Raw genomic sequence first — 26,153 nt, forward strand, 5'->3', positions numbered from 1 at the left:
GACCGCCGGACCGGGGACTCGACACTTCAGATCTGCTAAAGCGTACGGTCAAGCAAGTCTCGATAGACGTAAATACTTGCAGGTGCATAAATTAGAGATGTCCACAGGAACCCCGCGTCCGCGGGGAATCCACTCGGATCCTCCGAGGAAACCCCCTCGGACCCCACCCGGCAGGAGCCGAAAATGATCGCGTTTCTCATCGTCCTCGTCGCCGTCGCCGTCCTCGCCCCGCTGATCGGCGCCGACACGCGCGACAGCCTCGACTGGCATCGCGACGAACCGTCCCCCGGCGAGGGGGCGCTCAGAACGACCGGTAGTCGCGCACGGGCGTTCTCGGCCCGCGAGCGGGTGGCCGCACACCGCCCAACCCCAGCAGCCGGCTGACCCGGTGCCGGTGCCCCCGGTAGGGAGCGAGCAGCCGCAGCATCCGCGCGTCGTCCACCCGCTCGCCGCTGAGCGACCAGCCGACCAGCGACGGCAGGTGGAAGTCGCCCACCGAGACGGCGTCCGCGTCGCCGTGCGAGCGCTGGCGCACCTCGGCGGACGTCCACACCCCGATCCCGGGCAGCGCCCTTAACAGCCGATCGGCGTCGGCGCTGCCCTCGATCGCCTCCAGCTTCCCCGCGTGCCGGGCGGCGTTCGCGATCGTACGGGCCCGCACCGCCTCCGCCCCCGCGCGGTGCCAGTCCCACGACGGGATCGACCGCCACACCTCGGGCTCGGGGAAGACCCTCATCCCCTCGGGCGCGGGACCCGGCGCGGGCTCGCCGTAGCGGCCCAGCAGCCACCGCCACGCCCGCCACGCCTCGGTGGAGACCACCTTCTGCTCCAGCACGGCCGGGACCAGCGCCTCGAACACCCGCGACGTCCTGCCGATCCTGAGCCCCGGATAGCGTCTCACCGCGTTCCGCAGCACCCTCGGCCAATCGTGGCCGGGAACGAACCCCGACACGTCGTCACCGGCGCCGAGCAGCGCGGGAAGCGTCTCCAGCATCCACTCCGCCCCCGGCCCCCACGCGGCGGCCGCCACCCGGCCACCCGGCCCGCCACCGACCCCACCACCGCCACCGCCACCGACCAGGGCCACGCGCAGCGTCCCCGGCCCGTCGGGTGTGCGCGAGGTCCGCCAGAAGACCCCGCCGGGCGCCGTCCTCAGGGTGGGGTCGCCGGTCCCGCGCCGGTGCGGGTCGAGGGCCAGCGCCAGGTCGACCGGCCACGGCGGGCACCACTCACGTTCCCTCACGAAGGTGCCCGCGCCGCGAACGGTCAGATGTCGCTGGAGAAGCGGATCGCGAACTCGGGGAGCACGACGCCCGGCCAGACCCGGCTGCCCGCGATCAGCTCGTTCCCCGAACCGACCACGGCGCCGTCGCCGAGGACCACGTCCCTCAGGACCGCTCCAGAGCTGACCCGCGCGCCGATGCCGACCACCGAGTCGACCACGACCGCGCCCGAGTGCACGACGCAGTCGTCCCCGAGCACGCTGCCGCTGATCTGCGCCTCCGACTCCACGACCGCGCGGGCGCCGATCACGGAACCGCCGGAGACCTTGGCCGCGGGCGAGATCATGGCACCGGGCAGGGCGAGGAAGTCGCCGGTGGGCCCCGGCAGGGCGGGCGAGGCGAGACGGCCGAGCACCAGGTCGCGGGAGCCCTTCACGAAGGCGGCGGGCGTGCCCACGTCGAGCCAGTAGGAGGCGTCGGCGTAGCCGAGCACCAGGGAGCCGTCCTCGATCAGGCCGGGGAAGGTCTCCCGCTCGACCGAGACGACCTCGCCCGCCGGGATCGTGTCGATCACCGAGCGGGTGAAGACGTAACACCCGGCGTTGATCCGGTTGGTGACCGGGGTGAGGGTCTTCTCCAGGAAGGCGGTCACCCGCCCGTCCTCGTCGGTCGGCACGCACCCGAAGCGCGAGGGATCCTCCACCTCGGTCAGGTGCAGGGTGACGGCGGCCTTCCTGGCGACGTGCGCCGCGACCTGCTCGCCGATGTCGTGACCGGACAGGATGTCACCGTTGAGTACCAGCACCGGAGCGTCGGGGCCGCAGGTCAGTGCCTCGGCCGCGTTGCGGATGGCCCCGCCGGTGCCGAGCGGGACCTCCTCCGTCATGTATTCGAGCGAGAGGCCGAACGCCTCGCCGTCCCCGAAGGCCTCGGAGAACATCTCCGCCCGGTAGGAGGTGGCGAACACGATGCGCCGCACGCCGAAGGCCCTCGCCTTGGCGAGCTGATGCGCCAGGAAGGGAACCCCGGCCGTGGGCAGCAGGGGTTTCGGGGTGCCGAGCGTCATCGGGCGCAGGCGCGTCCCTCGTCCACCGACAAGGAGGATCGCCTCTAGATCGGGCAAGGGGGTCTCCATCATTCCGCGAGGTTAGCTCACTACTCGGCCGCGCGCTGGTAGGAGAGCAGGTGCGCCTCGGCCGAGGCGTCCCAGGTGAACTCCTTGGCGCGGGCGATCCCGGCCACGGACAGCTTCTCCCTGTGCTCGGGCGACGAGAGCAGCGTGCGCAGCGCCTCGGCGATGCTCTCGGCGTCGGGCTCGGTGTAGGCGACCGCGTCGCCGCCCACCTCGGGCAGCGAGGTGCGGTGGGTGGTGAGCACCGGCGCGCCACAGGCCATGGCCTCCAGCACCGGCAGCCCGAAACCCTCGCCCCGCGACGGGAAGGCCGCGACCACCGCCCCGCCGAGGAAGCCGCACAGGTCGGCGAACGACAGGAAACCGGGACGGAGCACCCGCACGGTCGAGGGGACCTCCTCCACCGCGGCGTCCACCTCGGCGTCGCGGATGCCCCCGGCGAGCACCAGAGCGGGCGGCTCCGGGATGTTCTCGACGGCGCGGACGAAGCCGCGGATCAGGTTTGGCACGTTCTTACGCGGCTCCAGCGGGCCGAGGAAGGCCACGTACGGGGTGCCGTGCAGGCCGAGCCGGTCGGAGGCGTGCGTGATCTCGCGTTCGGACGGCGGGTGGAACAGCGCCGGGTCGACACCGTGGTAGGCGACGTCGATGCGGGTCGGGTCGGCCGAGAGGATCCTGATCAGCTCGTCCCTGGTCGCCTTGGAGGGCACGATCACCCGGGCGGCGTGCCGGACCGCGGTACGGGTCGCGGCGCGGAAGAACGCCGCCTTGACCGCGTCGTGCTGCAGCGGCTCGGTGAAGCAGGTGAGGTCGTGAACGGTCGCCACGGTCGGCAGACCCGGGCTCAGCGGTATCGAGTAGTAAGGGGCGTGGATGACCTGGGCGCCGACCTGCCGGGCGAGGAACGGCAGACCCGTCTGCTCCCACGTCAGGCGCGCGGCCCGGTTGGTGATCCCGTGAGGCCCCGGCACGATCCGCGCGGAAGGCGCCAGGCCGGCGTATCTGGCGGCGTCGGCGCGCTGGCAGACGACCGCGAGGTCGGCGCCCGCCCTGTCCAGGGCGGCGACGAGTCCATCGACATACCTGATCAGCGCACCGCGATCGGCCGGAACCGCGGCCGCGTCGACGAGCACTCTCGGCGGCAAGAAGGATCGCTCCCCTCATGATCCACGGCGGGACGACCGTCCCCTTCCTCTGTTTACTCTATTGCCAGACTCTCCGGAACCGTGGGGGAAATCACACTGCTTTTCCCGAAGCGTGGTCCTTCCGGGACCCCTCGGCGCGGCGCGCGACCAGACCCGCGAGACCCGCGCAGAGAAGGTCCCCGAGGATGATCACGATTCGGGAGCAGAGCGCCGCCGCGATGGCCGATCCCCGGTCCAGAACCGGCGCCAGGACGGCCACCATCGCCACCTCGCGCACCCCCGCTCCCGCCGGGACGACGAACGTCATGATCCCCAGGCACCACGACAGCGCGAACGCGCCGATCGAGAACAGGACCGCGGGCAGTCCGGAGGATCCGAGGTCGTGGACGATCGCCGCCAGGTGCAGCCCGTACGCGATCCAGCCGAGCAGTGCCCAGCTCAGCGCGGTGAGCATGCCCCTGCGGGTGAGCGGGCGCTCCAGCGGCTCGCGCCTGAGCTTCCGCAGTCCGAACCCGAGGACCGCGTTGACCACCCTCGGCTCGAAGGCCACCGCGAGCACCGGGATCAGCAGGAACACCCACGCGTACGGCGCCACCGACCCCGGCAGCGCCGCCAGCAGGGTCACCCCCGAGACCACCAGCCCGCTGCCGAGCTGCACCGGCAGCGTCAGGAAGAACGCCGCCGCGCTCCGCGACCGGGGCACGCCCAGCTCCCGGCCCATCTCCATCTGGGCGATCACCGGCCACAGCGAGCCCGGGATGTACTTGCCCAGCTGGCCCACGAAGAAGACCTTCGCCCCGTCACGCAGGGGCAGCGGCGAGCCCAGGTCGGCCAGCAACGCCCGCCACGTCATCATCCCGCCGCACAGCGCGGCGAGCACCGCGACCAGCGACAGCGCGAGCGACGTCCACGACAACCGGGCGAACCCCGCGCGGATCTCCTCCCACTGGCTCGCCACCACCCACGCGCCGAACCCGAGCGCGACGAGCAGGAAGGCGACACGGACCACACGCTTCAGGGTGGACCTGCCGGATCCGGTGCCCGCGGTCACCGAGGACCCGCCGGAGTCGTGGCCGGGTCCGTACCGGATCCGGCGGTCACGGCGCGTCTCCCGGCGCGATGACCGCGGAAAGGCCCACCGGAGGCCCGTGAGGAGCTCACAGGGGACGTACCGGCTCTGGCGGCCGGGGCAGGGAGGGGCCGGCCGGGCGGCGGTCGCCCTTGGTCGCCACCCACAGGTAGGTGGGCACCACCGGCAGCAGGGCCCGCAGCACCGGGCGGGGCAGCCTCGAAAGCACCCCGCCCGCCACCCGTCCCACCAGGCCGGGGAAGAGCTCGTTCCCGGCGAACGCGGCCGGGGTGGCGAGCACGGGGAAGGTGTAGTCCCACACCCGCAGGCCGCGCACCATCCTCCGCAGGCCCCGGCGGGTCCGGTAGCGCTCGTAGTAGCTGTCGGCCCGGCCGGAGAGGCGCACGTAGCGGTCGGCGAGCGCGGGCGGCAGGTAGGACAGGAACGGCAGCCTGTAGTGCGGCTCCATCACCCCGAGCCGGTTGCCCAGCCCCAGGTAGAGGACGCCGTCGTCGGAGAGCACCCGGCGCATCTCGGCCATGATCGCGTCCGGGTCGACCACGTGCTCGTAGATGTGGTTGAAGACCAGCACGTCGACCGAGCCGTCGGGGAAGGGCAGCGCGGTGCCGTCCGCGCACACGAACTCGACCCGCTCGCCGAACCTCTGGGACGCCCTGCGCAGGCCCGGAACGTCGATGTCGACGCCGAAGGTGTGGCTCGCGCCCGCCGCGGCCAGCTCGTCGGCGATGAAGCCCGCCGAGCAGCCGATGTCGGCGACCGTCAGACCGGCGAGGACGTCCTTGTCCCTGCCGAGGAAGTGCCCGAGCACCGCGACGATCTTCGCGGCCTTCCTGCGGCGCTTCTCCTCGTCCAGCATCGCCGCCTGGAACTCGGAGTACTCAAGCTGCGCGACCCGCTCGGCGCTCATCACTCGCTCACCGTTCCTCTTCTTCCCTCCGCGTGACGCGGTCCGCCACCGCTTCGCCACGCCGCCCAAGAGTACCGGTGACCGGTGACCCTACCGCCGGGTAAGGGACCGTCGTAACCTGGGCGGATGCTCAGCCGACTGCGGTCAAGCCGCCTCCTGCGGGTGCTGCTCGCGCTGGTCGCGGTGGGTTTCCTCGGCTACGGCCTGGTCAGGAACCGTGACGAGACGGCGGCCGCGATCTCGCAGCTGTCGTGGTGGTCGCTCGGCGGCTCCTACCTGTCGGTGATGGCCGGGATCGGCGTCATGGTGCTGGCCTGGCGGGCGGTGCTGGCCGGGATGGGCTCGCCGCTCCCCCTCGGGAGCACCGCGAGGGTGTTCTTCGTCGGCCAGCTCGGCAAGTACGTGCCGGGCAGCGTCTGGGCGTACGCCGCGATGATCGAGCTCGGCCGCGACCACGACGTCCCGCCCCGGCGCATGTTCGGCTCCGTCTCCCTCGCCCTGCTGGTCTCCCTGGGCTGCGCCCTGCTCGTCGCGGCGGTGACCCTGCGCGAGACCCTGACCCGGGCGACCCAGGCGTGGTACCTGCTGGCGCTGATCCCCGTCATCGCCGTCTGCCTGCACCCCGCGGTGCTCACCTTCGGGCTCAACCTGGCCCTGCGGGTCGCCCGCCAGGAGCCCCTCGGCCAGGGCCGGCTGCTCAGCGGCAGGGCCGTGCTCGTCGCGGTCGCCCTCACGGTCACCGGCTGGCTGGTGTACGGCCCCCACCTGCTGCTCCCGATGGCCGACCTGGGCGCCTCGGGCGCCTCCCTCTATCCGGTGGCGGTCGGCGCCTACGCGCTGGCCTGGGCGACGGGCATCGTCACGGTGATCGTCCCCGCCGGGATCGGCGTCCGCGAGGGGGCGCTGGTGCTCGCCCTGGCGCCGGTGCTCGACACCCCCAGGGCGCTGGTGGCCGCGGTGGTGTCGCGGGTGATGTTCACCCTGGCCGACCTGAGCTGGGCCGGGATCGGCTTCCTGTGGGGGCGCCTCTCCGGCCCCGCGGACCGTCAGCGCAAGGAGCCCGAGGGGTCGGAGACCAGCGTCTCGACGTAGGAGGTCCAGTACGGCTCGGGGTCGACGGCCTTGACCCCGGCGCGCAGCCGCTCGGGCTCGCCCGGCCGGTAGAACGCGGCCAGCGCGGCGCGCAGCCCCTCCACCGAGCCCGGCTCGACCAGCAGCCCGTCCACCCCGTCGGTGACGTGGTCGCCGAGCGTGCCCGCCCGGCTGGCGACGACCGGCACCCCGTGCTCGTGACCGAGCCACACCTGCTGGCTGGCCGTCCCGCTCCGGTAGGGCAGGACCAGCGCGTCCACGTCCGCGAACAGCCCCGGCACGTCGGCCGAGGCCACGTACCCCGGCCGCAGCTCCACCCGCCCGTCCAGCCCCAGCTCGGTGACGAGCGCCCTGGTCGTCTCCTCCAGGCCGCCCCAGAACTCCCCGGCGACCCGCAGCGACACGCCCTCGGGCAACGCGCGCAGCAGCAGGTCGAGCCCCTTGTACGGCCGGACGAGACCGAAGAACAGCAGCCTGTGGTGCACGCCCTCTTCCGGTCCGCGGCGATCGGCCCCCGGATCGGCCCCCGATGGAAGGTGCGGCGCCATCTCGGCCACCCGCACGGGCGTGGCCGCCAGGTCGCGGGCCTTGCCCGCCTGTCCCTCGGAGTGGACGAGCACCGCGTCCACCCGGCGCAGCAGCGCCTTCATCAGCGGCGTGTCGTACGGCTTGCGCTCGTGCGGCAGGACGTTGTGGCAGAGCGCCACGACCCGGGTCCGGCGGCGCAGGCCGTACAGGATGCCCAGGTACGGCGGGACCTGCACCGGGCTGAGGACCGCGAGGACGACCAGGTCGGCGCTCCTGAGCCGCCTCCCGGCGCGGACCCAGCCGTCCGGGCGGCGCCAGTCGAGGTCGCGCCGGACGTGCGGGAACGGCTCGCCGTCGGGCGTCTCGGCGGTCTGCTTCCCCGGATACAGGAAGGAGGGGTACTGCGCCCGCCACGACTCGATCACCACGTCGTGCCCGGCGGCCCGCAGCCGGTGGGCGAGCTCGGTGGTGTGCGCGGCCCCGCCGCCCTTGTAGGGGTACGTCGGCCCGACGACGGCGATCCGCACTACTCGCTCCTGGAGCGCACGATGAGGTCGGCCAGCAGCGCCAGCGAGCCGATGAGCAGGCCGGACAGGAAGATCACGATGGTGTTGCTGGTCAGGTAGAACCCGTAGCGGACGATGTCGACGACGCCCTTGACCATGCCGATGCCGACCAGCCAGAGCGCGGGCGGCATGAGGACCTTGAGCGGGTTGAAGTACATGACCATCCGCAGCACCTGCAGGATGTAGCGGTAGGCGTCGGAGACGAAGCTGAACTTGGACTTGCCCGCCCGCTTGCTGTAGCCGATCGGCAGGTAGTAGACGTCGTGCTGGTTCGACAGGAACGACAGCGTGATCGTCGTGACGCAGGAGAACCCGGGCGGCAGCAGCCTCAAATAGGGCTTGGCGACCGACTTGCGGAACGCCCGCAGCCCGCTGTTGAGGTCGGGGATCTTCTGCCCGGCCAGCCGCTCGGCCACCTTGCGGATGAACCACTTGGCCGGGACCCGCAGGAACTTGTGCGAGCCCTCCTCGCTGGTCCGCGCGCCCACGACCTGGTCGATCGCCGGGTCCTTCTCCAGGATCTGGATGAGCTCGGGGATGCGCTCGTTGGGGTACGTCATGTCGGCGTCGGTCCACACGACGATCTCGCCGTTCGCCTCCTGGGTGCCGATCCTGCGCACCGTGCCGGAGCCGCCGTTGCGGTGGAAGGCCCTGATCCGCATGTTCGGGAACCTGGGCGCGGCCTCCTGCAGCCTGGCCAGGGTCTCGTCGGTGGAGAAGTCGTCCACCGCCACGAGTTCGTAGGTGTATCCGCTGTGGTCCATGGCCTCGCAGATGCGCTCGACCTCGGCGATGACGTGGTCCTGCTCGTTGTAACACGGCAGGACGATGGTCACGTACGGCGTTGCGTCCACGGCTGATCCACTCTCGGGCTCTCGGGCATGCTCTCGACGGGCGAGGATACTCTGCCCGGGCGGGGCCCGAGCGCACATCACCTTCTCAGGACGGCTTCCCGGTGTGGCTTTGGGCCGCTCCCACCGGACCGGCTCATTCCCCGCCCATACCCTCCGCGATGATCATTCACCGAATCCGTCAAGATTCTCGTCGGCGCGGGAGGCCCACCCGGGATCTCCGCCGGCGGCACAGCCCACAGCGGGCATGACTCTCCTGGGCCGGCGCGAAGAGACGACCATGGCGATGGGTTCTCCCCTCTCGGCGACGCTCAGCGCCTCGCCCACCTTGACGCGGGCGAGGACCTGACCGGTTCCGTGCGTGAGGTCACGCACATCCGCCGCGTGGTCGTTGAACTCATCGTCGGACAACGGCTCGCTCATGTGGCGATCGTAATTTCGAGGCGGCCACATCGGCAGGGAAACCTCTCCGACCGGCGTCGCCAGCCTGCCGAAAAGGTCATTCAGAGGTCGACGGCCGCTGCGCCGACCAGCGGGGCACGACGAACCCGCGCTCCGGTTCCCCGGCGGGCGACTCCTCGGCTCCGTCCCTCACGTGTCCCTGTTCGCCCGCGGGACGGTCATCCAGACGTCGGCGGCGAGGGACCAGGTGCCGTTGGGGGCGTCGACGAGGGAACGGTCGTCCTGGCGGGTGCGGAGGTTCATGATGTGGACGGGGGTGCCGTATCCGGAGAGCTGCCGGGACTCGGCGGCGAGCAGGACCGGGATGCGGCCGGCGGCGCGGACGCGGGCGGCCAGGCGGGCGACGTCGGCGGACCTGGGGATGTCGGAGCGGTAGATGGTGAGCCGGGCGGCCGGGAGACCGCAGACGCCCCGGACGACCTGGGTGAAGCGGGCGGCGGTGACGCGCTCGACGACGAGCACCGAGGCGCGCGGCGGGAGGGCCGCGCACATGGTCTCGACCGCGGCGAGCTCGCCGCGGTCGACCGGGCTGAACGCCGTTCCCCCCGAAGTGATCACCGGGGGGACGAGGAGGAGGACCGCGCCGGCCGCGACGAGGCCCCTGCGCGCCCCCTGGCCGTACCCCGACCTCCGCGCCCTGTCGCGCGTCCAGCGCAGCCCCCAGGCGGCGAGCAGGATCAGGCCGGGGATGACGACGGGGACCAGCCGCCGGGCGGCCCACGGGTGGTCGGGGGTGATGCCGGGCCGGTAGAGCGTGGTGACCGTGGTCCAGCCGATGACGGCGAGCGGCAGCAGCCAGCCGGGGGCCGTTCCCCTGACCAGCCTGCGCGTGAGCACGACCGCGGCGAGGGTGGCCAGGAGCGCCGCGGGAAGCCCGATGTACCAGATCACCCAGTGCGCCGAGTTCTCGTAGTAGAGCCGGGAGCCGTCGAGCGGCAGGCGGTTGATCCGCTGGACGCCCTTGATGAACTCCGCGGTCACCCGGTCGTCGTCCGTGACGGGCGGCCGGACCACGGTCTCCAGCCACGGCCGGGCGGCGAAGGCCGCCGCGACCAGCGCGACCAGGCCGGCGGCGATCTCGGGCAGCCTCGGGACACCGGCCACCCGCCGCAGCGGGGCCGCGAGCCGCGGGGCGAGCGCCGCCGCCACCACGGTGAGGATCCCGACCGCGCCGCAGATGGCCAGCAGCGGGACGACCGAGTCCGACAGGTAGTCCAGGTACGGCCTGGACAGCAGGTAGGCGGCGGCCAGGCCCAGCCCGGCCCCCGCCACCAGCCCGCCGAGCAGCGGCACGCCCAGCCGTCCCCCGTCGCGGTCCCCCGCCCGGCTCAGGGCGATGAGCAGCCCGGCGTAGACGAGCACGGGGAGCACGTCGCGCAGCCCGTCGATCCTGACCAGGACGGCCAGCCCGAACACCAGCCCCGCCAGGGCGGCCCCCGTCCGCGCCGCCCCCTCACCGGAGCCGGAGCCGGACCCGGAGCGGAGCCTGGCCTCGGCGTCGTACAGCAGGGCGAGGCCGCCGAAGAGCAGGACCAGGGACGGGATCTCGCTGAAGGTCGTCCGCGAGGTGTAGAGGATCGGGAGGCAGACGGCGAAGGCCAGCGCGGCGAGAGGTGCCCAGCGAGCCCCGACGAGCCGGGCGACGACCCCCGCGAGGACCAGCACGGCCGCCGCCCCCAGCACCGGCGGCACCAGCAGCAGCCCCGCGACGTCACCCAGCCAGGCGCCCACCGCGTGGAGCATCGGCGCCCCCGGCATGAACTGCGGCACGACCGCGCCGCCGGAGGCGTAGAAGCCCACGCTGTCGAAGTGGAGCGCCGGGTCGGTGCCGCCGAAGGCCCATTCCTGGGAGGGGATCGGCAGCGAGCCGTGCCGGGCCAGCCAGACGCCGTACTGCGCGTAGGTGGCGGGGTCGCGGCGAACGATCAGCTGCTCGCCGTGCAGCAGGCCGTTGAAGATCCCGGAGGCCAGGGCGGCGGCGACCACCCCGGCGACCTGCCATGCGGTCGCCTCGACGGTCTCCGGCAGGCGGCGCAGGCCGTACCGGCACAGCAGCGCGACGGCCGCCAGCCCCAGCGGGACCGCGACGAGCGGCCGGAACCAGCCGAGCAGCAGCAGCGGCAGCCCGGTCAGCAGCCAGCCCGCCAGGACGAGCGCGGGCACGACGGAGACCACGGCGAGCACCCTGCCCGCCGAGGGCCTGCGCGTACGGTCCAGCCAGCCGGTGGTCATGATGCGAACCGAGCGTAGTGCCACTTCCGGCCCGCACCCGGCACGCCGGGCCCGGGGGCCCGGGTCCGGGCGAGGACCGGGCGGGCACGAGGCCTGACAAGGACCCGGAACGGGGACGGGGACGGGGACCGAGGGCGGGGACGGGGGCGCGGACACGGGACCGGCGCGAGCGCGGGGCCAGGTCGAAGCCGGTAGCGTACGCGCAGCATTCGAGGAGGGGGACGAGTGATCGGGTGGGTGCGGCGGTATCGCGGGTTTCGGGGCGACCGCGAATTTCCTGACCGCCGCGGGCTCCGGGGCCGCCGCCTGCTCCTGGAGCACCGCTGGTTCCTGAGCGTGCTGGCCGCGGGGATCGCGCTGCGAGTGATCGCCATGCTCGGCTACCGGCCCGCGCTCTGGTTCCCCGACTCCTACACGTACGTCGTCACCGCGCTGAAACCCCGGCCCGACCTGGTCCGCCCCGCCGGGTACCCGATGTTCATGCGGCTGCTCGAGCCGTTCCACGAGTTCGCCGTCGTCGCGCTCGCCCAGCACCTGCTCGGGCTGCTGGTCGGCGTGCTGGTCTATCTCACCGCGCGGCGGCTGCGGGCGCCAGGCTGGGCCGCCGCGCTCGCGTCCGTCCCCTCCCTCCTGGACGCCTACCAGATCCAGCTGGAGCACCTGCTGGTCTCCGACACCCTGTTCGCGGCCCTGGTCATGTCGGCGGCCTGCCTGGCCGTGCGCGGGTCCGTCGGGTGGCGTACGGCGTGCGGGATCGGGCTGCTGCTCGCGGCGGCGACGCTGACCAGGACCGTCGGGCTGCCGCTGGTGGCCCTCTTCGCGGCGTGGTTGATCTTCAGGGAGCGGGGCCGGGTGCTCGCGGCGGGGGTGATGCTCGCCGCCGCGACGGTGCCCGTCCTCGGGTACGGGGCCTGGTTCTACGCGACGTACCAGCGGATCGGCATCGTGGGCGCGAACGGCGTCTTCCTGTACGGCAAGACGATGACCTTCGCCGACTGCGGCGTGATGCGCCCGCCGCCCGACCTGGCGGTGCTCTGCGACCCCCGCCCGGCGGCGCGGCGGCCTCCCGCGCAGGAGTACGTCTGGGCGCAGGACTCGCCGCTGGTCAGGCTGCCCGGCATCACCTTCACCCGGACGAACGACACGCTGGCCGGGCGGTTCGCGTCGCTGGCGATCCTGAGCCAGCCGCTGGACTATCTCGGCTCGGTCGCCTCGGAGCTGGCCCGCTCGTTCACGGTGGGCCGCCCGGTCTACCCGGACCAGGAGATCTACGACTACTACCAATTCCCGGCGACCCCGCCCGCGCCGCCGGGGCGCTATCCGGCGACGGTGGGCGCCGAGGCCGCGAAGCGCTACGAGCGGGGCCCGATCTCCACCCGGATCGTCGAACCGTACGCGGGCTGGATCCGTACCTATCAGGGAATCGCCGGACTGCCTGGCGCGGCGGTCCTGGTGATCCTGCTGCTACCGCCCGCGGCGGCGTGCGTCCGGCGCTTCCGCCCGGACTCCACGGCGTGGGCGCTGCCCTGGTCGGTGGCGGTGGTGCTGCTGGTGATGCCGGCGGCGGTGGCGGAGTTCGACTACCGGTACGTCCTGCCGGCCGTGCCCGCCGCCTGCCTGGCGGCCGCACTTGTCGTACGTAAACCTAATTTCAGTAACATTCCTACTAATGTCCGCATTTGAGTATGCTGGCCGCCGGATCCATCATGGCGGTGTCAGGGGGCGGTCTTGGCCAAGTTCGCATCATCACGACTCCTGGCGCGCACCTCGTGATCTACCCTTTGGGCTCGATGATCGAGCACGAGCACCGGACGACGCCGCCGCCCAGCGGGAGGCTCGTATGAGCGACCACCGGCAGACGGCCGTCAGGGACCGCCGGAGCGAACCCGCCTCCCACGGCCGCCGCGGCGCGCGGCGCGCGGGAGGGGACGGGCCCCCTCAGGAAAGCCCGCCGAGAGACCTCCCGACGCAGCCGGGGGAGGCGACGCCGGGGGGCAGGGGCCGCAAGCAGCGGCGGCTCACCGTCGGCGCCTGGGCCGGCATCGCGGCGACCGGCCTGCTGGTGCTCGGCACCCTGGGCGGCTACGGGGTCTACCGCAACACGGTCGGCAACTTCAGCGGTGTCGCGATCACCGGCAAGCTCGGCAACAACCGCCCGGCGGCCGTCAAGGGCGCGCTCAACGTACTGATCGTGGGCTCCGACACCCGCGAGGGCGACAACCTCAAGTACGGCCAGAAGATGGCCAACGCGGGCAAGCGCACCGACACGATCATCCTCATGCACATCGCCCCCGACCGCGACAAGGCGACGTTCGTCAGCTTCCCCCGCGACTCGGTGGTCGACATGCCCGCCTGCCAGTCCGAGACGGGCGCACCGGTGGCGGCCCGCACCGAGATGATCAACGCCGCCTACAACGAGGGCGGCATCACCTGCACGATCACCACGATCGAGGCGCTCACCGACATCCGCATCGACCACTTCGTCGAGGTCGACTTCACCGGTTTCAAGAACATCGTGGACGCCCTCGGCGGCGTCAGGGTCTGCCTCACCAAGCCGGTCGACGACAAGAAGGCCAAGCTCACCCTTCCCGCGGGCTGGCATCTCCTGGCGGGCGAGAAGGCCCTGGGCTACGTCCGGCTGCGCGGCTACGGCGACGGCAGCGACATCGGCCGCATCAAGCGCCAGCAGGTCTTCCTCAGCCAGGTGGTGAAGAAGGCCACCAGCAGCGAGCTGCTGACCGACCCCGGCAAGATGCTGAACTTCATCAACACCGCCGCCAAGTCCGTCCGGATGGACGAGGAGCTGGCCAAGGACACCGGCACCCTGCTCGAGATCGGGAAGAGCGCCCAGAAGCTGACCGCGGGCGGCGTCAAGCTGATCACCGTCCCGTGGGGCCCCCATCCCGACGACCCCAACCGGGTCGCCTGGGTGCAGCCGTACGCGAACCAGCTGTTCGCCGCGATCAAGAACGACACCGAGGTCACCCCGCCCCCGGACCCCAAGGCCAAACCGGCCGTCAAGCGCGAGCAGGTCAGGATCCAGGTGTTCAACGGCACGGACACCCCGAACAGGGCCAGGGAGGTCGCCGCCGAGCTGGCCGACCAGGGCTTCGTGGTCACCCACGTCGGCAACGCCCGCCCGGCGACCGGCAACGTGCCCACCACCACGGTGCGCTACGCCAAGAAGGACGCCGCCGACGGCGTCTCGTACGGCGACGCGCTGGCCGCCAGGCTCTCCGGCGACAAGCGCGCCCCGGTCGCGGGCAAGGTCAGGCCGGTCACCACCGAGAAGTACGTCCCGTCCGTGGCGCCCCCGCCCACCCCGGGGGGCAAGGCCCCGACCGGGCCGGTCATCCAGCTGATCATCGGCGCCGACTGGCCGGGCGTCCGCGCCCTCCCGAAGATCCCCGACGCCCTCACGGACAAGGTCGTCGACAGCAAGACCAACCCCTGCACCTGACGCCCCTTTTCGCGGCGGCCCGGCCGAACCACCGGCAGGACGGCCGGACCGGTGAGACGGCCGGACCGGCCGCCGTGGCCGGACGTGGCCGTGCGATCGGGCGGAGCCGGACGGTCGTTCGGCCGGCCGCCGTGGCCGGACACGGCCGGGTGGCCGGGCGGAACCGGACCGCGCGGACGGAGGCGGCGGCTGAGCCCGGCGAACCGGACATCATGCTCGGGCGGCGGGGAGTCACCGCCCGGGGAAGCGTCGGGAACCGGCCGTTCACCGCGCCGTGGACAGTCACGATTACCCGAGAACCGCCCGAATCAGAGTGCGTGCATGCGACAGAGGGCGCACAGTCGGTTTAGGGTTGGTCAAGGCCGCGAGGCGAACGCCTGCCCGCACCTCCGGCCCGCCCCCGGGCACCCCGCCAGTCTGCCCGACTACTCCCCGGTCTCCGACAGATAGCTGAGCCTTCCCCTCGTGAGCGACATCCGATCCTTCCAGGTGCCGGCCCCCCAGGACGACGGCGGTTCCGAACCCGGCTCCGGCGGGTCCACCGGCGGGCAGGGCCGGAGATCCGCCCCGTGGCCCGGCCACGCGCAGGCGTCCGGCGGATCCCAGCCCTCATGGCCGGAGCCGCCGTCCCCGGGTCCGGCCGCCTCCGGCCGGGCGTCCCGGCGCGACGCCGGGGACGACCGTGAGGAGAGCCCCGGCGAGGTCACCGAGTGGGGGGCCTACCCGGCGTACCGCGAGCCGCACGCCGGTGGCCCCCACGACTCCCACGACCCGCTCGACCTGTCCAAGCCGCTGAACGCCGAGCCGGTCCCCCAGGAGCCCTCGTGGATCCGCGAGGAGCCCGCGTGGTCCCAGGAAGGGCCGGCGTGGGCGCAGGATTCGTCGTGGGCGCAGGCGTCGTGGGCACAGGAGGACTCCCCTGCCCCGGTCCCGCCGCGGGAGGACTCCTCCCCGCCGGTCCCGTCGCGAGGGCGTGAGGGTTCCGCCCCGCCGGTCCCGCCGCGGGCGCGTGAGGATTTCCCCCCGTCATGGGCGCAGGACGGCCCCACTCCCCCGCAGGGCGCCCCCCAGGTGCCGGCCCCCCGGCCCGACTGGGCTCCGCCGCCCACGCCGCCGCGCGTCCCCCCGCCCGGGGGAGCCGCGCCCCCTCGGGCTCCCGGCCGGGAACCCGCCCCCGGATATCCCGGGGTCCCCGGGGATTCCCAGCTTCCCGGACGGCCACGGCTGCCCGGAGAGCCGCAGGCTCCCGTGCGCTTCCCGGACACGGGACGACCGCCTTCCGCCCCGCGGCCCCGTCAGGAGCCGCGGCCGGCCGGCGAGCGCCCCTTCTCCTACTGGGAGAACACCAGCAGGGAGAGCGAGCCCTCGTTCTGGAACCAGGGCCCGCAGGCCGAGCAGGAGCTGCGGGCCGAGCGCGAGCGCGAGCCGATCGCCGAGGAGGAGGCCCCGGCCCCCGCGGCCAGGAAGAAGCGCGAGCCCTACCTCGACAACGTGAAGTTCGTCCTGATCGCCCTGGTGGTGACGGGCCACTCGCTGGTCCCCACCCTGAAGGCGCACTCGGCGGAGGCCGCGTACCTGTTCATCTACATGTTCCACATGCCGGCGTTCGTGCTGATCAGCGGCTACCTGGGCCGCAACTTCTGGAACTCCAACGCGAAGATCAACAAGCTGGTCGACACCCTGCTGATCCCGTACGTGGTCGTGGAGATCGGTTACGCGCTGCTCCGCTACGGGCTTGGCCAGAAGTGGACGCTGACGATAATTGATCCGGCCTGGCTGAACTGGTATCTGCTGGCCCTGGTCCTCTGGCGGATCTCCACGCCCATCTGGACGCGGATGCGGCAGCCGCTGCTGGTCGCGGTGGTCATCTACATGGCCGCGGGCTTCTCGGAGATCTCCGGCGACTTCAGCATCGACCGCTTCTTCGGCCTGCTGCCGTTCTACGTGCTCGGCCTGCTGCTCAAGCCGGAGCACTTCGACCTGCTCAAGCCCCTCTGGGTCAAGATCACCTCAGCGGTCGTCCTCGTCGGCGCCGCCGGGGTGGCGATCGTCATCGCGCCCCACGTCCCGCTCGACCCGATCTACTTCCGCTACAGCTTCAAGGCCATGGACATGACCTGGTGGCTGGGCTTCGGCGTGCGCGGCGCCGTGCTGGTCGCCGCGCTGGTCATGACGGTCGCGGTGCTCGCGCTGGTGCCCCGGGGCGAGACCTGGTTCTCCGACCTCGGCACCCGCACCCTGTACGCCTACCTGCTCCACGGCGTCGTGGTGGTCATCGCCAAGGACCAGGGCTGGCTGAGCTTCCCCTGGCTGTACGGCCCGCTGGGCGTGGCGGCGATCGCGTGCAGCTCGCTCGCCCTCGCCATCGTGCTGTGCCTGCCGGAGACCCGCAAACTCTTCAAGTGGATGCTCGAGCCCCGCCTGGTATGGCTCTACCGCCGCCCGTCCCCGCCCGCCGACACCACTGCCGCTACCACCGCACCGGCCGACGCCGCCCCCGCCGCCAAGGAGAGTTCAGCGTCAGTTACCCGGTAATTCACCCCACACATCCGGTGATGACGGAACGAACGCTCAGCATCGGGATATGCGGGTATGCGTCGCGACAATCGCTCATCACCCAGAGGACGCCCGGATCATGCATCGGCAGATCCGGTCGCTCCTCGACGCCGGGCATGAGATCACCTACGTCGCCCCCTTCACCGACTGCAACGTCACCCCGGATCCCGGGATCCGGGCGATCGACGTGCCCCGGGCGATCGCCGGGCGCCGCAGGCGGGCGCTGAAGGCCGCCCGGAGGGCACTCGAACGCGGGGTGGAAGGCGCCGACCTGCTGGTCGTGCACGACACGGAACTGCTGTTCCGCCTGCCCAGGCGCCGCCCCGTCACCGTCTGGGACGTGCGCGACGACGTCGGGACCACCCTGGGCGCCTGGAGCACGGCCACCGGCCTCCCCGGACACCTGCGCCGGGCCCTGCCCGCGCTGGTACGCCGGGTCGAGGCCCGCGCGGAGCACCGCCTGCACCTGATCCTGGCCGAGGACTCCTACCGGGAGCGGTTCTCCGGCCCCCACCCGGTCGTGCCCAACGCCGCCTACGTGCCCTCGGCGCCGCCCGCGCCGCCCGGCCGGAACCGGGTGGTCCACGTGGGCCACCTCTCCGAGGCCGGGGGCGTGGCCGAGCTGATCGAATCGGCCCGGCTGCTGCTCCCGTACGGGATCAGGCTCGACCTGATCGGCTCGGCCGACGTCCGGATCAGGCCGCTGCTGCGGGACGCGCAGCGGGAGGGCCTGCTCGACTGGTACGGCTACGTGCCCAACCGGCACGCGCTGCGGATGGCCGAGGGGGCGATCGCCGGCCTGTCGCTCCCGCACGACGCTCCCGGCCCCCGGCCCGTACCGGCCAAGATCATCGATTACATGTCCCGGGGAGTCCCGGTGGTCACCACCCCCCTGCCCGCCGCGGCGTCCATGGTCGAGAGGACCGGGTGCGGTGTCGTCGTCCCCTTCGGGGACGCACGGGCGGTGGTACGCGCGGTGCTGGCGTTGCGGGACGACCCCGAAGGGGCGGCCGCGACGGGCGCGCGCGGCCACGCCGAGGCCCTGGCCCACCACAACTGGCCGGACCACGCGGGCGCGTTCGTCGGGCGGCTGGAGGAATGGGCGGGCAAACCAGTGACGTCCGGCCTGGAGATTGGTGTACTGGAGGCATGGCACGCCATCTGATTCAGGGGCGCGAGGTCACCATGCCGGTCCGCGTCCGCGACGTCATGGTCTGCAGCGCGTCCTACCTGGTCAGGGCGGACGCCGCGCGGGCGGTGATCGCCTACTCGCACCTGGACGTCGCCGAGGTGCTGCCCCGCAAGGCTCTGTGCACGCTGGTGTTCGCCGACTATCTCGACAGTGACCTGGGCTGCTACCACGAGTTCGGCGTCGCCTTCCTGGCCAGGCCTCCCGGCTCCGGCCACGTTCCCGGCGGGGGGCTGCGCGCGAACCTGGCCGAGCTGCACCGCACCGGCGCCGGGGCGTTCGTCCACTGGCTCCCTGTCGACCAGGGCTTCACCCTGGAGGCGGGTCGCGCCATCTGGGGCTTCCCCAAGGAACTCGCCGACATCGACCTGCGCATGTCCTCCCCCTACAAACGGTGCATCGTGCGCAAGGACGGCCGCCTGGTGCTGGACCTGCTGATCAAACCGGGCGTCCCGGTGCCGGGCACCGGCATGATGACCCCCCTCGACGCCTACAGCCACCTGGACGGCGTCACCCGCCGCATCCCCTGGTCGCTGTCCCCCCGGGGGATCCGCACGCGTCCCGGCGGCGCTCTCATCCGCCTGGGCAACCATCCGATCGCCAAGGAGCTGAGCGAGCTCGGCCTGCCCAAGCGCGCCCTGGTGACGAGCACGGTCTCGCACCTGGCCATGACGCTCGGCGAGGCGAAGGAACCCTGACGGCCCTGATAGCCCGGGCAGGAGCCGCGTGCGGGATCAGGCGTCGAGCTCCAGCAGGGGCAGCTCGGCCCTCGTCGGCAGGCCCTGCCAGTCGCTGGGCCCCGACGAGGCGAAGGCCGCGAGCAGGCCGCCCCGGCGCAACCGGTCGGCCGGGTGCAGACCTTCCAGCAGCGCGCTGAGATAACCCGCGACGAAGGCGTCCCCGGAGCCGTTGGGGTCGACCACGGGCGTGGAGAGGCTCGCGGCGTCGTGGCGGACGCCGTCGACCCGCACGCTCGCCCCCCGGGCGCCGCGGGTCACGATGACCTCGCGATCCCCGGTGAGCGCGGGCTTGACCAGGTCGAGCTCGGTCTGCCGGACGAACAGCACGTCGGCCGAGCAGGCCAGCACGCTGAGGATCTCCTCGGCCTCGCGCAGGTCGGGCCAGAGCTGGTCGTGGTAGTCGATCGCCACCGAGACCGCGACCCCGGCGGTCCGCGCGGCGCGTACGGCGGCGTGCATGGCGTCGCGCGCGCTCAGCGCGGCGGTGATCCCGCTGACGTGCAGGACGCGGGAGGCCGCGATCCGGTCCACCGGAACGTTCCCCTGGGCGAGCCTGACGCCGGTGCGGTAGTACGTGACCCTGGACGCCTGGCCGAGCCGCGACTCCTTCAGGAGGATCCCGGTCGGGGACCCCTCGTCCACCCGTGCGTCGGAGACGTCCACGCCCTCGCCGCGCAGCGCGGTGAGGATCCTGGCCCCCAGCTCGTCGCCGCCGACCTTGCCCAGCCAGCCCACCCGGTGGCCGAGCCGGGACAGCCCGACCGCGACGGTGAACTCGGCCCCGGCGACGTCCAGCCTGGCCTCGTGCTCGTGGCGGATCCGGCCGCTGGTGACGACGCCGAACGCCTCGCCGAGGGTGTAAACGTCCACTGCGGATCGGGGATCAGACGATCGGCGGGCGACCGAGGCGGAGCATGCGCCAGGCGGTGTTCCAGCCCATGGGACGGCGCTCGCCCGCGGGCTCGCGGAGCCCCTCGGTGAAGCCCTTGAACCAGGCGCGCAGGGCCGGCCCGGAGCGCTCGCGGACCAGGGTCAGCACGATCCAGTTGAGGAGGTAGAGCCCGGCCAGCGCCCAGGGAAGGTTACGGCGGGCCAGCCAGACCCGGTTGCGGGCGTTGAGGCGGTAGAAGTCGGTGTGCCGGGTCGGGGGGACCTGCGGGTGGTACATGACCGTCTGGGCGTCGTACTCGATGCGGTAGCCCTCACCGAGGAGCCGCCAGGCCAGGTCGGTCTCCTCGTGGGCGTAGAAGAAACGCTCGGGGAGACCGCCGACCTGGAGGAAGGCCGAGCGGCGGATGGCGCACGCGCCGCCCAGGAAGGTGGTGACCGGGGAGGACCGCTCGGGGTCGCCCGCGCGCAGGCGGGGGACGTGGCGGCGCTGGCCGATGCCGCCGTCGGGGTCCTTCACCCTGAAGGAGACGACCGCGAGGTCGTGCTCGGTGGAGAAGCGCTCCCGCAGGTGGGAGACGAGCCCCATGTCGGCGTACCAGCCGTCGTCGTCGAGGAAGAGGACGACGTCGCCCGAGCACTCCTCGACGCCGCGGTTGCGGCCCGCGGGAATGCCCGCGTTGTGGTTCAGCCGCACGCTCCTGATCGAGGCCGAGGATCCCGGGGGCACGGTGGCCGACAGCTCGGGAACGTCCGTGCCGTTGCCGACGATGACCACCTCGACGTCACCGTCGACCTGGTTCAGCGCGGACTCGACCGCCCGGTCCAGCTCGGGGACCCGGTTGCCCATGGTGAGGATGACGCACGAGATCTTCAACGGGTCATCGTCCTGACGCGTCGAGAGCACGTACGGAGCATACTTTCATGATCACCGAGTCTGCTGGGTCGGGAATTCTGGCGGGGCTGGAGTTTCCTGGTATATCGGGGGACAAGCGTATCGGAACCGCTGGCGAACACCCACCAAACAGCGGGGTGTTCGCACTTACGACGCGCCCGGACGCCATCCGGTTCCTCATGAAAGCCGCCTGGACGCCAGAATGCTGATCAGATGCAGGATCATCTGCAGCACGGCGACGACCACGCAGGCCACCACGAGGATCCTCGTCGCCGCCAGCCCCCCGTTGAGCGCGTCCCAGATCGCGGCGACCACGATGAGGAGGGACAGCTCGACCGCCTGCACGATCCGGTGGAATTTCAGCGCGGCGGCCGCCCTGCGCGCCATGCCCAGCCCGCGCGACCGGAAGTGCTCGGCCGAGGCCTCGCTCGCCGCGACCAGCCCGGAGCGGGCTCGGGCCACGTCGACCAGGTCGGTCTCCGCCTTGATCAGGATGGCGCCGAGCGCGGCGGCGAACCCGATCACGGTGTACCAGTCGGGCAGGATCTCCGACGCCCGGAAACCCAGCCCGATGAGGATGGCCGCCTCGGCGAAGTAGTGGCCGACCCGGTCGAGGTAGACGCCGGTGATGGAGGTGCGGCCGGTCCAGCGGGCCAGCTCGCCGTCGGAGCAGTCGAGCAGCAGGTAGAGCTGGACCAGCAGGGCCGCGAGGACGGCCGCCCAGAGCCCGGGCAGCGCGAGCACGGCTCCGGCCAGCAGGCCGGTGAGGATCATCAGCCAGGTGGTCTGGTTGGGGGTGATCGGCGTCTTGGCGAGGAACCAGGTGACGTAGATCGACAGCTTGCGCATGTAGAGCGCGCCGGCCCAGTGCTCGCCGCTGTTGCGGTCCATGGTCGAGTGCGGCTGGGCCACCGCACGGAGCTCAGCGACCGACGGCCCGGACATAATCCTCCACCCGATCGTGAATCTCCGGCTCCGACAGGCGCAGGTGCTCAAGGATCGTGTAACGGCCGGGGCGCGTGGCCGGGGCCAGCATGACCGCCTCGGTGAACTGGGCCGCGGACAGCCCCACGTCGATGGGGGTGACCGGCAGCTCGTGCCCGCGTAGGCAGTCGACGACCTGGTTGAGCCTCCGCGAGTCCTCGCGGAGGAAGAAACAGAATGCGGCACCTATCCCGGCGAGCTCGCCGTGGTTGGAGGTGCCGGGAAAGAGCTGATCCACGGCATGCAGGATCTCATGGTCTCCGCCACTCGAAGGACGTGAGGATCCGGCGACCACCATCGACATGCCCGACAGGATGAGCGCCTCGGCCAGCACGGTGAGGAACGCGTCGGACTCGATCGAGTCGGATCTGCCGATCACCGCCTCCGCCGAGGTCCTGGACATCGCGCAGGCCAGGCCGTCGATCGGCTCCCCGCGCTCGCTCGCGCCGAGCTGCCAGTCCTCGATCGCCGAGAGGTTGCTGACCACGTCGCCGACCCCGGACCGGACCAGCGAGGCGGGCGCGTCGTGTACGAAATCGAGATCCACCATGATGGCCAGCGGCATGGGCACGCCGAAGGAGCCCTTGCCGCCGTCGTGCGTGAGCGAGGCCACCGGCGAGCAGATCCCGTCGTGCGACAGGTTGGTGGCCACCGCCACCATCGGGATCCCGGCCAGCGACGCGGCGTACTTGGTCACGTCGATGGTCTTGCCGCCGCCGATGCCCACGACCGCCTCGTACGCGCCCTTGCGCAGGTCGGCACCGAGCGAGATCGCCGCGTCGACCGAGCCGTCGGGCACCCGGAAGACCTGGGCCTCGCCGAGCGAGGGGGTGATCACCGAGGCGATCCGGTCTCCCTGGCCCGCGCCCACGGCCACCGCCACCCGCCCCGAGGTCGCCACCCTGCTGTCGGCCAGCAACGAGCCCAACTGGGCGACGGCGCCCCGGCGCACCTCCATGGACAGGGGGGCCGGGAGCATCCTGGCTAGTATCGGCACGCGATCTCCCGCGCCTTGGCGAGGTCGTCGTGGTTGTCTACCTCGACCCACGGGACGTCACCGATCGGAGCGACGGCGATCTTCTCGCCGCGGGCGACGAGCTCCTGGTAGCCGTCCTCGTAGTAGAGCTGCGGGTCGCGCTCGAAGGTGGCCTGGAGGGCGTCGGCGAGGCGGTCGCCGATGCCGGGCCGGATGAGCGTGGCACCGATGTACTCACCGGCGGCGGCGGCCGGGTCCATCAGCTTGGTGATCAGCCGCAGGTGGCGGTCGCCGTCCAGGGTGACCTTCATCTCCTCGTCGGCGAGCTTCTTGGCGTCGTCGACCGCGAGCAGGATGTCGGTGGTCGCCGGCGCGGAGAGCAGCGTCTCCTCCACCGAGACGGGGTGCACCGTGTCGCCGTTGACCAGGAGCACACCCTGGTCGAAGTAGTCGCGCGCGCACCACAGGGAGTAGGCGTTGTTCCACTCCTCGGCCTTGTCGTTGTGCACGAGGGTGAGCTTCACGCCGTGCCGCCGTTCCAGCTCGGCCTTGCGCTCGTGTACCGCCTGCGCCTGGTAGCCGACGATGACCACGACGTCACGGAGATCGGCCGCCGCGAGGTTGCGCAGCGAGATGTCCATGATCGTGGTGTCGCCGTCGACCGGCACGAGCGCCTTGGGCAGCGTGTCCGTGTACGGCCGCAGGCGTCGTCCGGCCCCGGCGGCCAGCACCATTCCCAGCAACGTGCACTCCTCATTCGGGTGAGAGCCTCCCGGCGGGCACTCCTAGGCCCCAAAGATTAGTTGCCTTCGGGCCCTGATCGTGTAATTGAGGGTTCGCCGGGCGTTCTCAATCGTGTGCGCCGAGGTCGGCCGCGTCTACCCCGGTGTCCACCCCGGTGTCCACCCCGACCCGCGGGGCGGCCAGCCAGCAGGTGACGCTCTCCCAGGAGAAAAGGCACCACAGGTAGAGCGCGAGCAGGGCGAACACCAGCGTGACCTGCCCGGCGAGCCCGCCGAGGGCGATCAGCAGCATCCGGCCGTCCCAGCCGAGGCCGGACGTGGCCAGCCAGGACGGGGGGTAGACCCGCTGCCTCAGCCGGTAGACGACGTCGTAGTGGTGGAAGGCCATCGCGCCGAGCAGCATGAAGATCAGCCAAGGCGGCACGTCGTGCGCGAAGCCCACCGAGGCCACGAAGCCGTACTCGGTGAGGCGCAGGATCGGCGGCACCAGCCAGTCGAGCCTGCCGTCGTGCGGGTGGGAGCTTCCGAGACCGGCCAGCAGCAGCGCCACCGCGGGGGCGAACACCGCCGGCCCGTCGGTGCCGGCCACCCCGACCAGCAGCAGCACCCCGGTCACGAACATCCCGACGATCGCGGGCGGCAGCGGCGGGAGCTGCCCGGCCACCAGGGCGCCCATGCCCCTCGACAGCACCCCGTCGTCCCGGTAGGCGACCACGGCACTCCGCGGTACCGGCGCCATATGCACAGAAATCATGATCGCACCTGTTTTCCCACTCGCCTGGCGGAAGATCCGTCCCGCCGGTCACGGATCCCGCCGCCCCGGGTCATCGGCTGAGCGACCTGCCCATCCGGCCGAAGAGGATGTAGAGGGCGGCGATCCCGCCCCAGACCAGCAGCGCGATGAAGGTCACCCGGGCGTTGAAGAGGGCGGCGGTCACCGCGATCAGGGCCATCCTCTCCCCGATGGGCAACACGATGATCTTCTTGAACCAGCGGGTGGGCGACGCCTTCTCCATCGCCCGCGAGAGCCGCACGACCGCGTTGCCCGTGCCCGGTGCCCGTCCCGCGTCGGCCCCCGCGAACGCGGCCCGCCGATCCGGCCGGTGCGGCGCCGCCGTCCGCCTCGCGTCACCGGCCGGGTCGGCCAGCGAACCCGCCCTGGCCCAGGCCGCGCCCACCCGGCTCGTGTCGGCGCGCGCCCCCGAGTACGAGAAGTCGATCGTGTGGCGGAGCATCTGCAGGATCATCGCGGACACCGCCAGCGCCCAGATGCCGTCCGGGCCGCCGCCCGCGACGTCCAGCCCGGCCGCGTACCCGATGGCGAGGCCCAGGTAGACGGCGTACTCCTTGACGCGGTCGAAGGTGGCGTCCAGCCACGCCCCGAGCGGCGAGAAGGTCCGGGTGTAGCGGGCGAGCTGGCCGTCGACGCAGTCGAGCACGAACGACAGGTAGAGCAGCACCGCCCCGGCGACCAGGCCGGGCCGGGTGCCCACGGAGAACCAGATCGCGGCGAGCGCGGCGAAGCCGACGGAGATGCCGGTGACCGCGTTCGGCGTCAGACCGAGCCTGGCGACCGCCTTCACGAGGTGCCTGGACCAGGAGCTCACCCCGTACGTGGCGAAGAAGCCGTCGTTGGTCTTGACCGCGGCGTCCAGCCGGGCCTCGCCCTCGTCGACCTCGGCCAGCCGGGACACGGCCGTGTCGGCGTCCGCCTGCCCGGCCATCCGGTCGGCGTGCAGGCGGCCGAGCCTGGCCGCGCGCACCTGGACGCCGGAGCGGACCAGGCCGACCAGGAGCAGGCCGGGGGCCTCGCCGGCGTCCATCGGGCCGAAGGCGCCCGTCTCGGCGAGCTCGGCGAGCGTCTCGGCGGTCTCGGCGAAGCCCGCGAGGTCGGACACGCCGACCTGGAAGGCGCCCCTGAAGGTGCCGTTGGCCTCGCCGGCCTCGTGGAAGGAGGTGCCCGCGGCCACCACCGACCTGCCGTCGGTCCTGACCGGCGGGCGCGCCGGTCCCGGGGCCCGGCCCACCTGGTCCGCCTGGCCCGTCTCGCCCACCAGCGCGCCGGTGTCGCGGGCCGGGTGCTCCACGAGCATGGCCAGCGCCTCGGTGTGCGCCACCAGGTCGCCGGCGACCACCAGCACCGGGCCGATGGACGAGCGGGCCACCTTCGCGATCCTGCGCAGGTCGTCGGCGAGCCCCCTCGACCCCTCTGCCCCGATCATGTGGGTACCGCCGGGCGCGTGGATGATGTCGCTGGAACGGGCCACCACGTGCACGTCCCGTACGGGAAGGGTGGCGAGCTGGCCGGTCAGCCTGTCGAGCAGGGTCCCGCCGGAACACCGGAGGCCGGACGTCTCGGTGGTGGCGAGCACGACCGCGACCGCCTGCGAGGCGTCGGACGAGGCGATGGCGTGAGGGTCGGGCAATCCGGGCTCCTTCGTATCCGACGGGATCACCGTACGAATCGGGGAGTGCGCACTCAGCGTAGCTAGAT

Annotated in this window: 22 protein-coding genes; 6 read left to right on the forward strand and 16 right to left on the reverse strand. The window is 72.3% G+C overall.

The window, feature by feature from the left end; all coding sequences use genetic code 11:
* Nucleotides 1-301: 301 nt before the first annotated feature.
* The 5 genes from ACVCAG_RS16060 to ACVCAG_RS16080 form a co-directional block, all read right to left on the reverse strand.
* Nucleotides 302-1,243 carry a DNA-3-methyladenine glycosylase family protein gene (locus tag ACVCAG_RS16060; protein ID WP_447189975.1) on the reverse strand — a complete coding sequence of 314 codons (942 nt, stop codon included), beginning with the start codon at nucleotides 1,241-1,243 and terminating at the stop codon, nucleotides 302-304.
* 23 nt (nucleotides 1,244-1,266) lie between these two features.
* Nucleotides 1,267-2,346, reverse strand: a complete 1,080-nt coding sequence (locus ACVCAG_RS16065; protein WP_447189976.1) for a sugar phosphate nucleotidyltransferase — start codon at nucleotides 2,344-2,346, stop codon at nucleotides 1,267-1,269.
* 32 nt (nucleotides 2,347-2,378) lie between these two features.
* Nucleotides 2,379-3,500: a glycosyltransferase family 4 protein gene (locus ACVCAG_RS16070; RefSeq protein ID WP_447189977.1), complete on the reverse strand. Its 1,122-nt coding sequence runs from the start codon at nucleotides 3,498-3,500 to the stop codon at nucleotides 2,379-2,381.
* 91 nt (nucleotides 3,501-3,591) lie between these two features.
* Nucleotides 3,592-4,509 carry a lysylphosphatidylglycerol synthase domain-containing protein gene (locus ACVCAG_RS16075; protein ID WP_447189978.1) on the reverse strand — a complete coding sequence of 306 codons (918 nt, stop codon included), beginning with the start codon at nucleotides 4,507-4,509 and terminating at the stop codon, nucleotides 3,592-3,594.
* Between the two features lie 148 nt (nucleotides 4,510-4,657).
* Nucleotides 4,658-5,497 (reverse strand): methyltransferase domain-containing protein, encoded by an 840-nt coding sequence (locus ACVCAG_RS16080; RefSeq protein ID WP_440084139.1) that lies wholly within the window; start codon nucleotides 5,495-5,497, stop codon nucleotides 4,658-4,660.
* Between the two features lie 126 nt (nucleotides 5,498-5,623).
* On the opposite strand from ACVCAG_RS16080, the gene ACVCAG_RS16085 reads away from it, so the two are divergent.
* Nucleotides 5,624-6,589, forward strand: a complete 966-nt coding sequence (locus ACVCAG_RS16085; protein WP_440084140.1) for a lysylphosphatidylglycerol synthase domain-containing protein — start codon at nucleotides 5,624-5,626, stop codon at nucleotides 6,587-6,589.
* Here the strand turns inward: ACVCAG_RS16085 and ACVCAG_RS16090 are convergent.
* The 4 genes from ACVCAG_RS16090 to ACVCAG_RS16105 all read right to left on the reverse strand — a co-directional run bounded on the left by ACVCAG_RS16090 (nucleotide 6,544) and on the right by ACVCAG_RS16105 (nucleotide 11,228).
* The gene (locus ACVCAG_RS16090; protein ID WP_447189979.1) at nucleotides 6,544-7,644 is read right to left on the reverse strand and encodes a glycosyltransferase family 4 protein; all 1,101 of its coding nucleotides are present in this window, start codon (nucleotides 7,642-7,644) and stop codon (nucleotides 6,544-6,546) included. The genes ACVCAG_RS16085 and ACVCAG_RS16090 overlap by 46 nt on opposite strands.
* On the reverse strand, nucleotides 7,644-8,537 hold the full coding sequence (locus ACVCAG_RS16095; RefSeq protein ID WP_440084142.1) for a glycosyltransferase: 894 nt from the start codon (nucleotides 8,535-8,537) through the stop codon (nucleotides 7,644-7,646). Before ACVCAG_RS16095 ends, ACVCAG_RS16090 begins: the two co-directional genes overlap by 1 nt.
* Before the next feature lie 162 nt (nucleotides 8,538-8,699).
* On the reverse strand, nucleotides 8,700-8,957 hold the full coding sequence (locus tag ACVCAG_RS16100; RefSeq protein ID WP_440084143.1) for a type II toxin-antitoxin system Phd/YefM family antitoxin: 258 nt from the start codon (nucleotides 8,955-8,957) through the stop codon (nucleotides 8,700-8,702).
* Between the two features lie 168 nt (nucleotides 8,958-9,125).
* The gene (locus ACVCAG_RS16105; protein WP_440084144.1) at nucleotides 9,126-11,228 is read right to left on the reverse strand and encodes a hypothetical protein; all 2,103 of its coding nucleotides are present in this window, start codon (nucleotides 11,226-11,228) and stop codon (nucleotides 9,126-9,128) included.
* Nucleotides 11,229-11,453: 225 nt separating this feature from the next.
* Between ACVCAG_RS16105 and ACVCAG_RS16110 the strand changes: the two genes are divergently transcribed.
* The 5 genes from ACVCAG_RS16110 to ACVCAG_RS16130 all read left to right on the forward strand — a co-directional run bounded on the left by ACVCAG_RS16110 (nucleotide 11,454) and on the right by ACVCAG_RS16130 (nucleotide 19,131).
* Nucleotides 11,454-12,911 (forward strand): hypothetical protein, encoded by a 1,458-nt coding sequence (locus ACVCAG_RS16110; RefSeq protein ID WP_440084145.1) that lies wholly within the window; start codon nucleotides 11,454-11,456, stop codon nucleotides 12,909-12,911.
* Nucleotides 12,912-13,068: 157 nt separating this feature from the next.
* Nucleotides 13,069-14,688 carry an LCP family glycopolymer transferase gene (locus tag ACVCAG_RS16115; protein WP_440084146.1) on the forward strand — a complete coding sequence of 540 codons (1,620 nt, stop codon included), beginning with the start codon at nucleotides 13,069-13,071 and terminating at the stop codon, nucleotides 14,686-14,688.
* 465 nt (nucleotides 14,689-15,153) lie between these two features.
* On the forward strand, nucleotides 15,154-17,223 hold the full coding sequence (locus ACVCAG_RS16120; protein WP_440084147.1) for an acyltransferase family protein: 2,070 nt from the start codon (nucleotides 15,154-15,156) through the stop codon (nucleotides 17,221-17,223).
* A gap of 100 nt (nucleotides 17,224-17,323) precedes the next feature.
* Nucleotides 17,324-18,409: a glycosyltransferase gene (locus ACVCAG_RS16125; protein WP_440084148.1), complete on the forward strand. Its 1,086-nt coding sequence runs from the start codon at nucleotides 17,324-17,326 to the stop codon at nucleotides 18,407-18,409.
* Nucleotides 18,394-19,131: an acetoacetate decarboxylase family protein gene (locus ACVCAG_RS16130; protein ID WP_440084149.1), complete on the forward strand. Its 738-nt coding sequence runs from the start codon at nucleotides 18,394-18,396 to the stop codon at nucleotides 19,129-19,131. The genes ACVCAG_RS16125 and ACVCAG_RS16130 overlap by 16 nt, the downstream gene beginning before the upstream one ends.
* A 36-nt stretch (nucleotides 19,132-19,167) precedes the next feature.
* Here ACVCAG_RS16130 and ACVCAG_RS16135 read toward each other — a convergent pair whose 3' ends face one another.
* The 7 genes from ACVCAG_RS16135 to ACVCAG_RS16165 form a co-directional block, all read right to left on the reverse strand.
* The gene (locus ACVCAG_RS16135; protein ID WP_362839252.1) at nucleotides 19,168-20,043 is read right to left on the reverse strand and encodes a sugar kinase; all 876 of its coding nucleotides are present in this window, start codon (nucleotides 20,041-20,043) and stop codon (nucleotides 19,168-19,170) included.
* Between the two features lie 13 nt (nucleotides 20,044-20,056).
* On the reverse strand, nucleotides 20,057-20,938 hold the full coding sequence (locus tag ACVCAG_RS16140) for a glycosyltransferase (RefSeq protein WP_440084212.1): 882 nt from the start codon (nucleotides 20,936-20,938) through the stop codon (nucleotides 20,057-20,059).
* A gap of 195 nt (nucleotides 20,939-21,133) precedes the next feature.
* Entirely contained in the window at nucleotides 21,134-21,901 is a 768-nt protein-coding gene (locus tag ACVCAG_RS16145) for a CDP-alcohol phosphatidyltransferase family protein (protein ID WP_440067511.1), read from the reverse strand.
* On the reverse strand, nucleotides 21,879-22,919 hold the full coding sequence (locus ACVCAG_RS16150) for an iron-containing alcohol dehydrogenase (RefSeq protein ID WP_440084150.1): 1,041 nt from the start codon (nucleotides 22,917-22,919) through the stop codon (nucleotides 21,879-21,881). Before ACVCAG_RS16150 ends, ACVCAG_RS16145 begins: the two co-directional genes overlap by 23 nt.
* Nucleotides 22,920-22,924: 5 nt before the next feature.
* The gene (locus tag ACVCAG_RS16155) at nucleotides 22,925-23,659 is read right to left on the reverse strand and encodes a sugar phosphate nucleotidyltransferase (RefSeq protein ID WP_440084151.1); all 735 of its coding nucleotides are present in this window, start codon (nucleotides 23,657-23,659) and stop codon (nucleotides 22,925-22,927) included.
* Between the two features lie 106 nt (nucleotides 23,660-23,765).
* On the reverse strand, nucleotides 23,766-24,413 hold the full coding sequence (locus tag ACVCAG_RS16160) for a DUF5941 domain-containing protein (RefSeq protein WP_440084152.1): 648 nt from the start codon (nucleotides 24,411-24,413) through the stop codon (nucleotides 23,766-23,768).
* 70 nt (nucleotides 24,414-24,483) lie between these two features.
* The gene (locus tag ACVCAG_RS16165) at nucleotides 24,484-26,085 is read right to left on the reverse strand and encodes a CDP-alcohol phosphatidyltransferase family protein (RefSeq protein WP_440084153.1); all 1,602 of its coding nucleotides are present in this window, start codon (nucleotides 26,083-26,085) and stop codon (nucleotides 24,484-24,486) included.
* Between the last annotated feature and the right edge of the window lie 68 nt (nucleotides 26,086-26,153).

The organism is Streptosporangium sp. G12 (assembly GCF_052983175.1).

Bases quoted from the DNA above. Each gene is read 5' to 3' on its own strand.
- ACVCAG_RS16100 (WP_440084143.1), bottom strand. From the start codon at position 8,957: ATGAGCGAGCCGTTGTCCGACGATGAGTTCAACGACCACGCGGCGGAT.
- ACVCAG_RS16160 (WP_440084152.1), bottom strand. From the start codon at position 24,413: ATGATTTCTGTGCATATGGCGCCGGTACCGCGGAGTGCCGTGGTCGCC.
- ACVCAG_RS16115 (WP_440084146.1), top strand. From the start codon at position 13,069: ATGAGCGACCACCGGCAGACGGCCGTCAGGGACCGCCGGAGCGAACCC.
- ACVCAG_RS16130 (WP_440084149.1), top strand. From the start codon at position 18,394: ATGGCACGCCATCTGATTCAGGGGCGCGAGGTCACCATGCCGGTCCGC.
- ACVCAG_RS16145 (WP_440067511.1), bottom strand. From the start codon at position 21,901: ATGTCCGGGCCGTCGGTCGCTGAGCTCCGTGCGGTGGCCCAGCCGCAC.
- ACVCAG_RS16125 (WP_440084148.1), top strand. From the start codon at position 17,324: ATGCATCGGCAGATCCGGTCGCTCCTCGACGCCGGGCATGAGATCACC.
- ACVCAG_RS16150 (WP_440084150.1), bottom strand. From the start codon at position 22,919: ATGCTCCCGGCCCCCCTGTCCATGGAGGTGCGCCGGGGCGCCGTCGCC.
- ACVCAG_RS16085 (WP_440084140.1), top strand. From the start codon at position 5,624: ATGCTCAGCCGACTGCGGTCAAGCCGCCTCCTGCGGGTGCTGCTCGCG.
- ACVCAG_RS16105 (WP_440084144.1), bottom strand. From the start codon at position 11,228: ATGACCACCGGCTGGCTGGACCGTACGCGCAGGCCCTCGGCGGGCAGG.
- ACVCAG_RS16080 (WP_440084139.1), bottom strand. From the start codon at position 5,497: ATGAGCGCCGAGCGGGTCGCGCAGCTTGAGTACTCCGAGTTCCAGGCG.